Source organism: Mucilaginibacter lappiensis (assembly GCF_050433765.1).
GTDB classification, from domain to species: Bacteria; Bacteroidota; Bacteroidia; order Sphingobacteriales; family Sphingobacteriaceae; genus Mucilaginibacter; species Mucilaginibacter lappiensis_A.
This window is the reverse complement of sequence record NZ_JBNPWP010000003.1, coordinates 629,674-644,954: the sequence shown is the minus strand read 5'-3', so window position 1 is coordinate 644,954 and position 15,281 is coordinate 629,674. Positions and strand designations below refer to the sequence as shown.

Here is a 15,281-nt window from a genome sequence, read left to right as displayed (position 1 = left end):
ACTAAATTCATTAGAAATTAACATTTATTCCAAAACCACATTCGCGCCTGCGCGGATAACGGCCATTATCATTACCCGGCGTTAAGGCCGAGCTTGAAGAAAATTCAGGGTCATACCAGGAATAGTTTGTCCAGGTGAGCAGGTTTGCTCCATACACATACGCCCCAATATTTTTCAGTTTAATGCGCGAGGCTATATTTGGCGGCAGGTTATAGGTAAACTTGGCATAACTAAGCCTGATGAACGAGGTGTTTTCCAGGAACCTGGTTTGTGTGCCCGGAAAATTCGCGGTTGAGTTTTTGCGGCCCATATAGGGTATATTGGTAATATCCCCTTGTTTTTTCCATGAATTATAAGTGGTGTTATTATCGGCAACAATGCCCGATGTTGCCAGGTTATTCAGTGTTTGCCTTGGACTATCATAGGCCTCGCCGCCCCAAAGGGTATTAAGTGTAAACGATAAACTAAATTGTTTATAAGTAAACGTGTTTATGATAGCGCCATAAAATGATGGCTGGGCATTACCTAATATCTGCCTGTCATTAGCATCTATTACACTGTCTTTTTTAACATTGTCAAATATCATATCGCCGCCTAACAGTAAAGCGCCACCTGCATACATATGGTGCACAGTGCCGGTATAGGTGCTCCCGTTAAGTACATAGCCTGATGCGGTTTTACCATCGGCAGAAACGCCCACCGGTGTTAACCTGTTCCAATTACCATCATAGGCGTTTGAGGCATCATACTGGTAAACACCCAATCCTTTGTATCCATAAAAATCGCCGATCTTTCCGCCTTCTTGAACCAGATAAGTAGCGCCTCCTGAGGTGGCCAAAAATGGTTGATGATTGTAAAGGCTCTTGATTTTGTTGCGCTCAACAGATAAGGTGGCATTAATATTCCAGGTGAATTTTTTACTGACAACTGGTGTCGCGTTCACAGAAAACTCCAATCCCTTATTGGTAACATCGCCCACATTTACATATACCGTGGTAAAGCCAGACTCAACAGGAATATTGCGCTGATAAAGCAGGTTTTTAGTTACTTTTTGATAATAATCGGCGGTTATATTCAGGCGCGAATTAAAGAATTGCAGATCTAACCCCAGGCCTTTCTGAATATTGCTTTCCCACTTTAATTGCGAGTTTCCGAACTGGTTGCTTAAAACTACCCCATTTACCGCATTGTAAAAGGACGATCCAAAGGTATAGATCAACAAATTGGAGTTGGCCGGGATCCGGTCGTTACCCACCTGTCCATAATTTACCCTCAGCTTGGCATCGCCCAGGAAACTTTTTGACCAGCCCATGAATGATTCGTCTGAGAAACGCCATGCGGCGGATGAGCCATAAAAATTACCGAACTGGTTGGATGAACCAAACTTTGATGATCCGTCCCTGCGATAAACCAGGCTGAATATATACCGGCTTTTATAATTGTAACCTGCACGGGCATAAAATGATTCGCGGCTGGTTGATCCGGCATCGGTACCAGTATTGGTTTGATCAATAATTCCATACACATTTGAAGTGTATATAGTTTCGTTGGCAGAGTTTGAGCCGGCTATTTTAAAACTGTTGTTCTGCGTTTTCTCGGCACTTACCCCTGCTACAGCAGATATGGAATGATTTTGGCCTAATGTTTTATTATAATTTAAAAATCCCTGGTAGGCCCAGTTGGTGTTAACAGCAAAACTTTCTCTCCCTGCATTAACCGTAGGGTTGGCGCTGCTCAGTAACTTGGGGTCAAAGAAAACATTGTGCGGTGTTGATAAACCAAAATCAAAGTTATTGGTTAAACGCAGGTCTTTATTAATGGTATACTCAATCTGGTTAAACAAATCACCGGTATACGTATTGGTAACGTTAACCTCCAGCAAAGCTACCGATAACTGGTTACGGCGGCCACTAATGTAGCCCGTTAAGCTGCCATCGGGATAATATAAAGCCAAATTTGACGGCCGTTGAAATGCCTGGTTAATGGTGTTACCCTCGTTAATATTATTGTTGGTATTATACCCAAAGGATAAACGGTTACTGTATTTAAACCGTGGCGACACCTGATAATCCAGGTTAAAACGAGCCTGCAGTGTTTTTGAATAGCTGTTAATTATCAATCCCTCATCATTAATATACCTTATGCTTGAGTAGTATTGTACACTTTTTTCGCCGCCGCTAACACCAAAATCAAGAATATCCTTCTTGGCCAATTGTGTAATTACACTCTGGTTATCATTATCTGAGTTAAAAACCACATTTAATGAGTCGTTTGTGGTGGTTGGCTTATCAGGGCTGTTACCATTGTATAAATTTCTTTCAACACGCAGATCTTTTGAATTTGGCTGCTCCAATTTATGAGCCATTACACCAAAAATGCGGGCATACTGCGCATTAACAAGTGGTTTACCAGCTTGACCCCGTTTAGTGGTAATTAATATAACACCATTAGCAGCCTGTGAGCCATATATAGCTGCCGACGCGGCATCTTTTAATACCTCAATAGATTGGATATCATTAGGGTTCACATTATCCGCGCTTTGGCTTAAAATACCATCAATTACAAACAAAGGCGAGTTACCCGCGCTTGAAAAGGTAGATCCTCCGCGTATTTGGATAGAGCCTGTTGCGCCTGGTTCGCCAGAATCATTTACTACCAGCACACCTGATGCCTGCGATTGTAAAGCATCAATCAGGTTGATGGGATGGCGTTCTTCGATCTGTTTGGCGGTAACGGTTGATATAGCCCCGGTTAAATCGCGCTTTACTACAGATTGACCATAGCCGGTTACCACTACCTCGTTTAGGTCGGTGGCTGATTCTTTGAGCGTTACGTTGATGATTTTGCGGTCGCCAACTGTTACTTCGGTTGAAACATACCCGATAAACGAGAATGTCAACACAGCATAGTTATCCGGCACATTGATGGTGAATTTTCCGTCTGGATCAGTAATAACGCCTGTTTGTGCCCCCTTTACTCTTATACTTACGCCGGGTAACGGCAAGCCTTTATCATCCGTTACCCGCCCGGTAATGGGTACAACAGGCATCGCGGTAGTGATCAGAACAAGGTTGTTGCCATTCAGCTTATAGGTAAGGCCTGTTTTGGTCAGCAATATGCCCATAGCCTCGTTTATCGAGACATTATTCAGAGCCACATTACCAACATGCTTTTCATTTAAAGCATCATCGTTATAAACAAACCTGAAATTGCTTGTTTTTTCAATTTCTGTAAGCGCCTTTTTTATAGAAACACCATGGAGATTAATATTAATTTTATCCTGTGCATAGCCTTTTGAAAATACCTGAAATGAAGATATAATTATCAGGATTAAGGTACACTTTGTCATGAGTAATATTTTTAATAGGGATCGCAACCGCATATTACTTATGCGGCAAGCATTTTTTTTCATAATTTAGTATTTAGGTTACTTTAATTATTGGTTTAAGAAGACTCGTAGTTGTGGTACCAATTACTGCGGGGAATGCGACAACATTCTCCGCTTTTTGGTTTAAGGGCTTTATGGGTCAAATTTTATCATACGCATATTTTTAGGTTAAACATTATTGGTTAGTAAATAATTACCTTTCCGTTATCCATAAAAAAGTTAAAACTGCTGGTTGCCTTAAGTGCTTCAAGGGCAGTGTTTAATGACTCTTTTTCAAATTTTCCGCTAAATCTTTTCTCTTTTAACTGTGCATTTTTAAATGATATGGAAACAGCATACCACCTTTCCATTTTTTTTGCGACTTCATCAAAATATTCATTATCAAATACCAGTTTATTTTCAAGCCATTGCGCTTCTGATGGCAAAGAGTCGTTTTTTGTTGTATGCAGGGCACTTAAGGTCATGAACGCCTCATTTTTATTGTGATGTGATCCTTTTTTGTTGGGGATGGTTAATTTTTCAGACGGCTTTAATATGATCCGGTGATGGGGGTTCGAAGCTGTAGTTAATTCTATCCTTCCCCTGATCAACGATGTTTCAGAAACGTTATCGTTTGCATAAGAGCGGACATTAAAAGCCGTACCCAACACTTTTATACGCATGGTAGCGGTATTTACAATAAATGGATGTTCAGCATCTTTCACAACATCAAAAAATGCTTCGCCGGTTAAGCGTATCTCCCTGCATTTATTGCCATAATTTGTTTTATAAAAAATTTCGCTGCCGGCATTAAGCCAAACCTTAGTACCATCAGGCAATATGATCTTGCTGATATTTCCTCGTGCGGCTGTAATTTGGTAGGTTTTAACATTATAATTACCAGCGTGATTTTTCCAATAGATAATAGACAACAAGCCCAAGACCAAACACGCCGCTGCTGTGAGTGCGGGGATGAATCTTTGCCTCATACTTTTAACAGGTGGGTCCGCCTCGTTCGCCGGGTCTTGAAAAGTATCGGTCCGGGTGTCATCAGTTTCGAGCTTGCTTTCGAGTTTGTCCCATTTTTGCTGAAGTTTATATGGAATAAAACGGGGTGGCTGATTGGGGTTTTGCCGCCACATGGCTTCTAATATTTGTATGGAATAAACATCGGCCCAGGGCTGCTTGAGCAACTGATGTAACTGACGAAGCTCTTCGGGAGTAGCCTCATTATTAAGTTTTTTTCCAACAAGTGTCCAAATAGTGTCCTGATCCATTTTGTTTGCTTCAGTAACAAGGACAGGAAAAAATGAAAACACCCCAGTGAAAAAATGAAATTAATTTGAGGACGCTTTTTTTATTGTTTTTTTATGGCGGTCTGGTGAGGCAGAAATTGCCGCAGCAATTGTTTTGAGCGCGTTGTTCATATGGTATTCAACGGTTTTAACAGAGATATTTAATATTTCTGCTACCTTTCTGTATTTCAGGCCATCTTCTTTAACAAGCTTAAACACTATTTTGCATTCTTCAGGCAATCGTTGTATAGTGTAATTAATAATTTTTGCAAGCTCATCTGTGATCAATATGTCCTCAACAGAACCATTAACATCCTTAAGTTCAAAACTAACTGATTCTATATCAACACAAGTTATACGACTGGCCAAATTATAATTGACGGCTTTATTTTTAACAGCTACATATAAATAAACCGTTAAATTGTTCACCCCCGTTAATTTGGCCCGGTTCGACCATATTTTCACAAATACATCGTCCACTATCTCTTCGCTCACCTCTGTTGATTTCACAAAAGAGCAGGCTAATTTTAACAACCTTTCATAGTATAAAAAATAAATCTTTTTAAAGGATACCAGATCATTATCATGTGCAATTTTTAGCAACAGGTCTTTAATGTCAATATTTAACATCTTGTAATTAGGTTATGGTACGCGCATTTATAGTGGAGAAATGCTTATAATTAGTTACCATAAATTTAGGTGAGAAAAACAAGGCAGAATTAACCTATAATGTCTTATTACTAACTTGTTTTTACAATTTGTGCAATTGCCCTTGTCGGAAAAAATAATCATTTTGGGCCAATCCACATTGCTTATGTTTTGGATCTGCGAATCAAGAGACCGCGATATCTCTGTACTGTTTTAATGCTTTTTCTGTGGGTTGTCGCCGCTATCTGAGAGATATGGGACTGTAGGCTTGTTGCAAATTCGCGAAAGAAATAATTTTATTTGGTCACTATTGTTAACATTGATTTTAGATTTTTATAAATATCTTTTTCTTGTACATCCAATATAAAATCAGCCATTCAAAAAACAATACCAACCCGCCGGTAACCAGCGTAGTATATTCAAGTCCGAATATTTGACCATAATTATGCCCTAAATGAATTAAAAGTGATTCGCTAATAAATTCCCTAACTCCTCCATCAGACATACAATAAGCTACAATTGAATTTGCACCTATAATCATTAAAAAAAACGACCAACTTTTTTTGCCTGCCACATCAACAACCCAATAAAAGAAAGTAAGCAGCAAAAAGCAAGTTCCTCCGCTAAAAACCATCCATGCAGGTGTCCAGATACGTTTTATTATAGGGTTTATGCCAGTTATATGCAATAAAACCCCAAACAGAATTAAACCAACTCCCGTAATTATGAAAAATTTGATTTTTTCGGCAGGAACCGACGAAGAATTTAATTTGTTACCAGCAAACAGACCCAAAATCATTGTACCTAAGGTTGGAATAAAGCTTAGCGTACAATATCCGCCCTCATTGTTAAGAAAAGTACTTTCGCGGGGAAATAGATTCAAAAACCAACGGTCAAAAGCCCAGGCAAGATTTTTATTTTTATTCCAATGCGCAGCAAAGCCTTGAAGATTATGCTCCCAGTTAGCCGTAACTCCTGCCGACGCATAATCAAATGTTGCCCCGGGAAGTGGATAAAGTGCAAAAGCTAACCAATAACCTACCGAAATCACAATTAAGGCAATAATCTGAACTCTTTGCGAATAAAATCCTAAAATTACCAGAAAGGTATAACCTAAACCGATTTGGGTAAGGGTATCTTCAAAAGTAAAATATGTTTGCTTAGCGTGTATAGAGCGTAAAAATATACCAAGAAAGATTAAAATGAGCGCCCGCTTAATTGTATGTTGTAATAAACTTACATGTGTTGCCCCTTTGTTTTTTCTACTTTCAATAGAAAATGGTAATACAACTCCAACTAAAAATGTAAAAGACGGCTGAATTAAGTCATGCAACCCAAACCATGTCCATGGCACATGGCTTTGATTAAATGATAAAATTTGCCAAAAAGTACTCTCAGGAAACGCTCTTGCTACTCTTGGGAAGGCAAGTACTTCGGCCATCATTAGTAACATTACAAAACCACGATATACATCAACCGAAGCTATTCTGCGAACAGGCATCGCTGGATTTATAATTTCGCCTGAAACCGCATGTTTAGTAGATACTGATGAGTTTTCCATATTTAAAGATCAAATCATATATGCGTTCCCGCGTTTCCGGTAATGAATTTTGTTATATAAATTGTACTATCTAATTAGATAGTGGGTAATGGTATTTAATCATTAAAAATAATTATTTACATTGTCCTTGTTATAACCTATTTATCATTAATCAACCTTCCCGATATGAAATCTGCTAAATTTATTCTGCCACTCCTTCTTTGCGCGGTAATTTTGGGCTTTACTACAAGCACAAAAAAGGGTCAATGGAAACAGCTGTTTAACGGCAGGGACCTAACAGGCTGGGATACCTATATCGGGCCCGATCTTGATAACAGTGGCAAACCCATTACCGATAAACCTATAGGCTTAAACAACGATCCAAGACACGTTTTTACGGTATCGAAAGAAGATGGGGAGCATGTTATTCGTATTTCGGGCGAAAACTGGGGTGCCATAATTACCAAAAATGAATACGAGAACTATCATCTCCAATTACAGTTTAAGTGGGGTGCTCTTTCGTGGGGACAAAAAAAGGGCAAACATAAAGATAGCGGCCTTTTGTACAATTCTGTAGGCAAGTATGGTGCTGATTATGGTGCATGGATGCGTTCGCAGGAGTTTCAGATTGAAGAAGGTAACTGTGGTGACTATTGGGGTTGCGCGGGAGGAATGGCAGATATTCCTGCAATTAAAAAATCTGATACAACAGCCTATGTTTACAGTGCACAGGGAACACTTACTGAATTTAGTCAGCAAAGTAAACAAGGCAGGCATTGCATTAAACAGGGCGATGGCGAAAATCAAACCGGCCAATGGAACACCTTAGACCTATATACGCATGGTGATACCAGTATACATGTTGTTAATGGCAAAGTAGTAATGATACTGTACCATAACAGGCAACTGGAAAATGGTAAGATCATCCCGTTAACAAGGGGAAAAATTCAAATACAATCTGAAGGCTCAGAGGTATATTTTAAGCATATTCAGATTCAGCCAATTGAACGTTTACCTGCGGACCTGGTAAGCCGATAGCCTGCGAATCGTATATAAAGGTTATTCAATATCGTCCTCCAGCCTTTCCTCCTCCAGATCCAGCCGTTTTTCAACAAGACGGATAATGTCATCATCGAATTCCTCCCTGTGACGGAAAACACGAAGTTGTTTCCTTTCATGTTCAGTTACCTGCATCATGATCTTTTTGAAATGTTTGATCATGGACAAAGCTTTAGTCTTTTTTTCCTGATCATCACCAAGGCTCTTGTAAATGTCAACCTTATAGGCCAGCAGTTCCATTCTATTTTTGAGCATGTCGTTTTCCTTCAGCTCCTTTGAATACTTTGAATTAAGTTCGGTAAGTGCAGCAGCGGATAAGTGCTGTTCTATCTCTAATAACTGCTGATCATCCTGCTTCCCACCGGGAAGGCGTTCAGGTTTTAAAATTCTGATTATCCACGGCAGGGCAAGGCCTTGTCCTACAAGGGTTACAATGATAACTATAAAAGTAATAAATAAGATAAGGTCGCGGAAGGGAAAAGGCTGTCCGCCGGGAAGCATAAGCGGAATCGCAAGCGCAGATGCCAGGGATACTACCCCACGCATACCTGCCCAACTAACGATCATTGGGTTTCTCCAGCCAGGACGACTTACAGCCACCGTAATATAACGGCTGATGAAGGTAGTAAAAATGGAAGAAAAATATCCGGCCAGCAATCTGGTCGCGATGATGAGAAAAGAGACAATTAAAGCGATTTCCAAAGCACGGGAAAGCGGCATGTTTTTTATACCTCCCATAATATCCGGAAGCTGTAATCCAATCAGAAAAAATATGACCGCGTTAAGTATAAAAATAATGGGCGACCATACGGCATTGAATTTAAGCCGGCTGCGATGGGAGAAAATAAAATGATTTTGATAAGAAATAAATAAGCCACCACTAACTACTGCCAGCACACCAGAGGAGTGGACACGTTCTGCAGTTAGGTAGATCAGATAGGGCAATACAAACGAAAGGGCTATATCAAGATTGGACGTGGTTGGCAGCCACTTATATAAGGCATAAAACACCAGGCCAAAAAATAGCCCAATCGCGATTCCGGAAAGGGAAACGAGAACAAAATTACCTACAGCGTTATACCACACAAAATTATTGGTAATGATTGCGGCAAGTGCAAAACGGAAAACTGTTAAGCTTGTTGCATCATTAAGGAGGCTTTCGCCTTCAAGAATAGATACGAGCGCTTTGGGTAACCGGACGTATTGCAGTACTGCCGTAGCCGCTGCAGCATCAGGAGGAGAGATAATAGCGCCCAACAAAAAACCTTGTGATAGTGTAAAGCCAGGTATAAGCCAGCTGGAAGCAAAGGCAACAACGGTTGAAGTAAGCAGCACATAACCCAAAGCCATTACGCTTACCATACGCCGCCATTTCCATAAAGCTTTCCATGATGTGTTTTGTGCTGCATCAAATAAAACAGGCGGAAGAATGATAAGGAACACCAGGTTCGGATCAATGTGAATACCAGGAATCCCCGGGATAAAACCCAAGGCCAGCCCGGCTATTACAAGGAATATAGGATAAGCGATCGACAGCTTCCTGGCAATAAGTACCAGAAACGATGCACTCATGATAAGGCCTAAACAAAGCAGCAGGTTTTCTTGCATAAACGCCATTATTTATAGTATCCAAGATAAGATTTTTAAACATTTAACCGCCTTTTCGTTTGCGAAAGAAAAAATTAAGGTAGCCGCTGATCTTAAAACAACAAAAAAGGCCGCGAAATTCGTGGCCTTTTTTGTTGTTTTAAGAAGCCTGGTTATTTTAAATGTGACCTGAGCATCCATGCCATTTTTTCGTGCGTTTCCATTAATCCTGTAACATAATCGCTGGTACCAAGATCTTTCAATTCGTCTGCAAAATAGCTGATGTTCTCTCTCAAATGAATGATCAGGCTCTCATGATCACTTAATAGCTCAGCTATAAAACCTGTTCCATCATTATGCTCATGCAAGCGCTCCGAGATATGGGTTAACTCCAGAAAAGCTTTAAGCGTAGCCGGAGAATAGTGCCCCAACGAACGGATGCGTTCGGCCACACTATCCATAATCTCATCCAGTTGTTCATACTGTGATTCAAAAAATAAATGTTTACTGTGAAAATCTGCCCCTTCTACATTCCAATGCGCATTCCTGGTTTTGGTATAAAGTAAAAACTCATCTGCTAAAACTACGTTTAAAGCATGTGCAACTTTTGAAAGATTTTCTGGTGTAATTCCAATTCTTGGTTCCATTGTATTAAAATTAATAAGTTTTAAATTTATAGTTGATTAAAAGTGTTATTACTTCATTGGTAATTTTTCTACTAATTCGATTGTAAAGTCGTCTAATAAAACCTTTTAACCGGCCACTAAATCCCTTTAACTCTTTATAAGAGCTGTTAAATGAAAAGTAGTTGCGAGACTGTAAGCACCCTCCCCGTCATAAATTGCCTTAAACGTACTAAATTAAAGCTTAATTTACCTATCATTTCATTCTGCTGATACAATAAATATCAATCGCTGTTCTCCCCTAAACTGTATAATTTTTCACCGCTTTTGGTGAGATAATATTATTATCCAATGCATTTTCTTTGGGTAAGCATTATTAACACCTTGTTTATGTCAAAAATTAACCACCTTTCCTTTTATACAATTTCATTTTTTGTTTTGTTTTCATGCAATAACCCAAGTTTGGTTAAGCCGAAAAACAGCTCCCCAACGATTAATGATAAAGTGATGACCCCGGAGGAGCAAAAGCTGCTCACAGCCGATTCTGTAATTAAAATACTCAAAAATGGCAATGAGCATTTTTACAAGAATAAGCTTACACTCAAAAATGATAGTTTAAGAATTCATTTAACTGCTTCCGGTCAATATCCGATGGCGGCTATACTATCATGTGCCGATTCAAGGGTGCCTGTTGAAGAAGTATTTGATAAAGGTATAGGCGATCTGTTTGTTACCCGTGTTGCCGGTAATGTAGCAGATGTGGATATTTTAGGGAGCCTGGAATATGCCTGCAGAGTTTCAGGTGTGAAGGTTATCATGGTGTTGGGCCATGAACATTGTGGCGCCATAAAAGCAGCCATTGACGGCGTAAAGACCGGTAACTTAACGCCTTTGATGGCCGAAATTGAACCCGCCGTAGACAGCGTAAAAATATCAGGAAAAAAAACATCAAAAAATGATTGGCTGGTACATGCTGTTGCTATAAAAAACATACAGCTAACCATAAAAAAGATTCTTGATAACAGTAAATTACTTAAGAACCTGGAACAAAAGAATGCCATTAAAATTTTAGGGGGTATTTACAACCTTGACTCCGGCAGGATTACCTTTATTAATCCGGGAAATTAAATTACTGCAAAACCTGTTATAGTCCAAATGCCCTTCCCATTTAACATACGCAAATAATAAGGGCATTCCAATAACTTTTTGCTTCATTGTAGTAATGAAGTTTAAACTATATGTTGATTAATAGCTTTTGCAACAACTTCTGTAAGAGAAGCCACATGTAATTTTTCATAAATCTTTTTGATATGGCTCCGTACGGTTTCATAACTGATATTTAATTCGTACCCTATCATTTTATAGCTCAGGCCATTTACAATAGCAGTCAGTACTTCTTTTTCGCGGGCGGTAAGGTTATACTCTTCTGTTGCCGGCTGACGTTTGGTCTGATAACCCTGTTGCAATATGTTTAGTACCCTGCGGGCAATAGAAGGGCTCATGGGTGAACCGCCTGTTTGCAGTTCTTTAATAGCATCAATTAATGAACTGTTGATCTGATTTTTTAAGATATAACCAGATGCACCTGCACATATGGAATCAAAAACACGCTCGTCGTCTTCAAACACGGTTTGTATCAGAATTTGGATGTGCGGAAATTCCCTGGTTAAAAGCCTAACAGCTTCAATACCATTAACTCCGGGCATTTCAATATCCATCAAAACTACATCAGGTCTTGAGGTCAATACATTTTCCACACAGTGTTGTGCATCGCTAAACGTACCAACTACTTCAAATGCCGGATCGGTGTTTAATAACAGGATAATACTGTTACGTATGTTTTTATTATCGTCAAATATGGTTATTCGGATACTCATTTTCGTTGGTTTTTATAATGATTAAATGGTGATAATTTCATAATGTAAAGAGGTTTCTCACAGGATACTAAAGGCCAGAGCTACTTGGGTTCCTTTATTAATTCCACTTTCAATTTTAAGTTTTGCATTCAAATCATCGGCCCTTGATTTGATATTAACCAGCCCGTTACCCCCCCGCGAGGTAGGTACTTCGGCATATTTAAGACTCGGGTCAAACCCAATTCCATCGTCCTGTATATGCAATTCAAGGTAGTAATTACTAAGGCTGATGTTAACCGTTAAATTTTTACATCCTGAATGTTTTATTGCATTGTTCAATGACTCTTTAAGTATCAGAAAAAAGTTTTTTCTGGCAGCCATTTCAAGTGTCAGGTTTTTAACTTTACTATCACAATTAAATTTAAAGTGAATATTTTGGGCTACACAAAGTGGCTGGGCATATGATTGTATTTTTTGAACAATACTGTTCATATGATCATTTTTAGGGTTTATGGTCCATACAATGTCAGACATTTCAGTAATGGTTTCATTGGCTGTTTCGCCTATAGTATGCAGTACCTCTTTCAATTTATCCTCTTTTTGTTGTTGCTGATAAATTTTAGCCACTTTACTGTAAATGGATATACTGCTTAAGGTGGAGCCGATATGGTCATGCAGGTCCTGCGCTATCCCATTCCTGATTGATTGGCGTTTAAGAAACTCATTAATCCTGTACCGGTAAAGTAAATAACAAACCGGTGCTATAATAAGAACCAGCAGTGTATAAAACCACCATTGCAGCCAAAACGGAGGGCTGATGATAATAACAATAGACGTGTACTTATTTATAAAGCTGCCTTTCCAGTTACAGGCCCTTACCTTAAACAGGTATTTGCCTCCCGGCAGGTTTGAATAGCTTGCAAAGTTGCGCCTGTCTGCATCAACCCAATCCTTATCAACTCCCTCAAGCATATAATCGTAATGAATATGATTGCTGCTGTATTCAGGTGCAGAAAATTCCAGGGAGAAATAATTTTGAGCATGGTTTAACCTGATGGTTTTGTTTTCGAGTAGTTGGCTATACGAGGTATTGAATATCTTAAAATCGGTAAAGTAAACATCCGGATCATTTTTTATTTTACCGATACCCACCGGACTAAACGAGATATAGAAATTCACTCCTCCGGCATACAGGTTACCATAATTATCCTTATAAACATACCCTTTAATCCCTCCGTTTTTTTGAAGATTGGGCAGGTCATAACAGCTGTATATTTTTGTCAAGGGGTTATACTCATGCATGTGGCCGTTACAAATCATCCAAACATTTCCACGCAGATCGGCCTGCATTCCTTCGGTTAAATTGCTCGATTCCTTGATATGTACAAACTTGCCTGCTTTGGGGTTGAAATAATTAAGCCCGCCACCATAGGTACTTATCCATAAATTACCCTTTTTATCTTCCTCTATATCATAAACATCATTGCTACTAATAGATGAGTTATTGCCTACATCATTGGTAAAGTATTTTATAGGCGTAGTACCCTGCTGCCAGTCGCCCAGGCCAAAGCGTTCTGTTGCAAGCCATAGGCCGCCTTTCTTATCTTTATAAAATTTCTTGATCAGGTTATCTTTAATATTTAAGTTCCTTACTATCTTTTTTACCGAATCAACCCGCGATATCCATTTTTTATCGGTCAGGTCATAATAGGTCATATAATGGCCATAAGGTGAAACCACCAGTACCGGATGATTGGCAATAGTATCACGTACTATAGATACTATCCTTGAACTGATCAGTTTCTTCATCACCATGTCTGACGATGTGTTGGGTAAAAGCGAAACCTGGTTGGTTTCCGGATTATACTTAAACAAGGTATAGTCGGTACCTAAGTAAAACGTTTTATCTTTATCTATAAAAAATTTGGTAGCTGCCAGGGTTTGCCCGTTATAAATGATCTTTCTGTGCTCAAACCCATTTTTACCATGCCGTTTTATATAAATGCCTTCGCTGGTTGCTATCCACAGGTTGTATTGATCATCCCTGTAAAAATCATAAATGGCGATGTCTTCCCCATTTATATTTTTAGGCAAAAAGAATTGCTGAAAAGGCGAATAAACCGGGTCATGTATGCTTATCCCATTATCTGTACCTATCCATACAATGCCACTCCTATCGGTATATACAGCGTTTACGTTGTTATCAATCAATGATCCGTCCTTACCGTCATGCCTGTAACTTGTAAAGCTATGCATGGTGCGGTCATAAACGGCTACTCCGGTGCTTTGGCATGCCATCCATATATTTTTCCGCTTATCCTCTGTAAATGATACTATCTCGTCATTAGGCTCTTCTGGTTCAGCTATAGTATGCTCAAATAGTTTTTCTGTCTGCGTTAAAGGCTCATAACTATATAATTTTTTGTCCCATGCCCCGTACCACATGGTATTATCACCACTTTTAAAAATAGAAGTTATAGCGGTATGAGGCAGCTTTGCGTACAAACTATTATAACGGGCATCAACCTTATACTGAAGTGTGCTGGTATTGATCTTTAACAAACCACCTCCTGCCCTACCTACCCATAAGGTATCCCGACCAGCCATAGCCAACGATAAAATGCTCCTGGTGCCGTTTTTTACAGGCATATCAAATTTTTCACTGTGCTTATTAAACCTTACAACAAAATTATTGCTGGTAGCCAGCCATAAATTTCCGTTTTCGTCTTCTGCAATTTTACTGATGTTATTTTCCGGAATACCATTAGTAATATGTGCATTGTATTTAAATTGTTTGAATTGCTTTAATGCTGGCAAATGATAATTGTACCGTGTAAGTCCGCCATCGGCCGTAGCTATCCAGATAATGCCGTTTTTGTCTTCATGCAGATCTTTTATGATATTGCCTGAAATACATGTAGTATCATTGGGCTGATTTTTAAATATGGTAAAGAACCGGCCATCATAACGGTTTAAACCATCCTCGGTACCAAACCATAAAAAACCACGCCGATCCTGCATAATACAATTTACTTTATCATGTGACAGTCCGTTTTCGGTTCCGATGTTTCTAAAAAAAGGCTTTTCAACCTGCGCTTCAGCCATACCGGCACTTAAAATAATTGTTAGAAAAGAAAAAAAGACACTTATGGTAACCAACTTGTTCAGAGGGGATTCGGCAAGATATTTCATTTAACACAGGTGGATTTTATAAACTTAGTAATAGGATCTGTTATACATCGGTTAATTAATTTCATAGATGTTACAACATTATTCTATCCTACCACGTAATTGGCGAATATATGG

Annotated in this window: 10 protein-coding genes; 2 read left to right on the top strand and 8 right to left on the bottom strand. The window is 39.1% G+C overall.

Going from position 1 to position 15,281, the window contains the following annotated elements; translation table 11 throughout:
* Window positions 1–10: 10 nt before the first annotated feature.
* The 4 genes from M2273_RS12670 to M2273_RS12655 all read right to left on the bottom strand — a co-directional run bounded on the left by M2273_RS12670 (window position 11) and on the right by M2273_RS12655 (window position 6,871).
* On the bottom strand, window positions 11–3,349 hold the full coding sequence (locus M2273_RS12670; protein ID WP_429397294.1) for a SusC/RagA family TonB-linked outer membrane protein: 3,339 nt from the start codon (window positions 3,347–3,349) through the stop codon (window positions 11–13).
* Between the two features lie 221 nt (window positions 3,350–3,570).
* On the bottom strand, window positions 3,571–4,644 hold the full coding sequence (locus M2273_RS12665) for a FecR family protein (protein WP_429397292.1): 1,074 nt from the start codon (window positions 4,642–4,644) through the stop codon (window positions 3,571–3,573).
* 60 nt (window positions 4,645–4,704) lie between these two features.
* On the bottom strand, window positions 4,705–5,292 hold the full coding sequence (locus tag M2273_RS12660; protein WP_429397290.1) for an RNA polymerase sigma-70 factor: 588 nt from the start codon (window positions 5,290–5,292) through the stop codon (window positions 4,705–4,707).
* Window positions 5,293–5,635: 343 nt separating this feature from the next.
* Window positions 5,636–6,871, bottom strand: a complete 1,236-nt coding sequence (locus M2273_RS12655; RefSeq protein ID WP_429397288.1) for an acyltransferase family protein — start codon at window positions 6,869–6,871, stop codon at window positions 5,636–5,638.
* 165 nt (window positions 6,872–7,036) lie between these two features.
* On the opposite strand from M2273_RS12655, the gene M2273_RS12650 reads away from it, so the two are divergent.
* A complete protein-coding gene (locus tag M2273_RS12650; RefSeq protein ID WP_429397286.1) occupies window positions 7,037–7,888 on the top strand; it encodes a 3-keto-disaccharide hydrolase in 852 nt (283 codons plus the stop codon).
* 21 nt (window positions 7,889–7,909) lie between these two features.
* Here the strand turns inward: M2273_RS12650 and M2273_RS12645 are convergent, their stop codons facing one another.
* Window positions 7,910–9,517 (bottom strand): Na+/H+ antiporter, encoded by a 1,608-nt coding sequence (locus M2273_RS12645; RefSeq protein WP_429397284.1) that lies wholly within the window; start codon window positions 9,515–9,517, stop codon window positions 7,910–7,912.
* Window positions 9,518–9,669: 152 nt separating this feature from the next.
* Entirely contained in the window at window positions 9,670–10,143 is a 474-nt protein-coding gene (locus M2273_RS12640; protein WP_429397282.1) for a Dps family protein, read from the bottom strand.
* A gap of 366 nt (window positions 10,144–10,509) precedes the next feature.
* Between M2273_RS12640 and M2273_RS12635 the strand changes: the two genes are divergently transcribed.
* Window positions 10,510–11,247 (top strand): carbonic anhydrase family protein, encoded by a 738-nt coding sequence (locus M2273_RS12635; RefSeq protein WP_429397280.1) that lies wholly within the window; start codon window positions 10,510–10,512, stop codon window positions 11,245–11,247.
* Window positions 11,248–11,348: 101 nt separating this feature from the next.
* On the opposite strand, the gene M2273_RS12630 is transcribed toward M2273_RS12635, so the two are convergent.
* Window positions 11,349–11,996: a response regulator gene (locus M2273_RS12630; RefSeq protein WP_429397278.1), complete on the bottom strand. Its 648-nt coding sequence runs from the start codon at window positions 11,994–11,996 to the stop codon at window positions 11,349–11,351.
* 57 nt (window positions 11,997–12,053) lie between these two features.
* Complete coding sequence (locus tag M2273_RS12625) at window positions 12,054–15,080, bottom strand: ligand-binding sensor domain-containing protein (RefSeq protein WP_429397277.1); 3,027 nt, start codon at window positions 15,078–15,080, stop codon at window positions 12,054–12,056.
* Between the last annotated feature and the right edge of the window lie 201 nt (window positions 15,081–15,281).

Excerpts from the sequence above, each read along its gene's own strand:
- M2273_RS12670 (WP_429397294.1), bottom strand. The coding sequence starts at position 3,349 with ATGACAAAGTGTACCTTAATCCTGATAATTATATCTTCATTTCAGGTA.
- M2273_RS12665 (WP_429397292.1), bottom strand. The coding sequence starts at position 4,644 with ATGGATCAGGACACTATTTGGACACTTGTTGGAAAAAAACTTAATAAT.
- M2273_RS12660 (WP_429397290.1), bottom strand. The coding sequence starts at position 5,292 with ATGTTAAATATTGACATTAAAGACCTGTTGCTAAAAATTGCACATGAT.
- M2273_RS12655 (WP_429397288.1), bottom strand. The coding sequence starts at position 6,871 with ATGGAAAACTCATCAGTATCTACTAAACATGCGGTTTCAGGCGAAATT.
- M2273_RS12650 (WP_429397286.1), top strand. The coding sequence starts at position 7,037 with ATGAAATCTGCTAAATTTATTCTGCCACTCCTTCTTTGCGCGGTAATT.
- M2273_RS12645 (WP_429397284.1), bottom strand. The coding sequence starts at position 9,517 with ATGCAAGAAAACCTGCTGCTTTGTTTAGGCCTTATCATGAGTGCATCG.
- M2273_RS12640 (WP_429397282.1), bottom strand. The coding sequence starts at position 10,143 with ATGGAACCAAGAATTGGAATTACACCAGAAAATCTTTCAAAAGTTGCA.
- M2273_RS12635 (WP_429397280.1), top strand. The coding sequence starts at position 10,510 with ATGTCAAAAATTAACCACCTTTCCTTTTATACAATTTCATTTTTTGTT.
- M2273_RS12630 (WP_429397278.1), bottom strand. The coding sequence starts at position 11,996 with ATGAGTATCCGAATAACCATATTTGACGATAATAAAAACATACGTAAC.
- M2273_RS12625 (WP_429397277.1), bottom strand. The coding sequence starts at position 15,080 with ATGGCTGAAGCGCAGGTTGAAAAGCCTTTTTTTAGAAACATCGGAACC.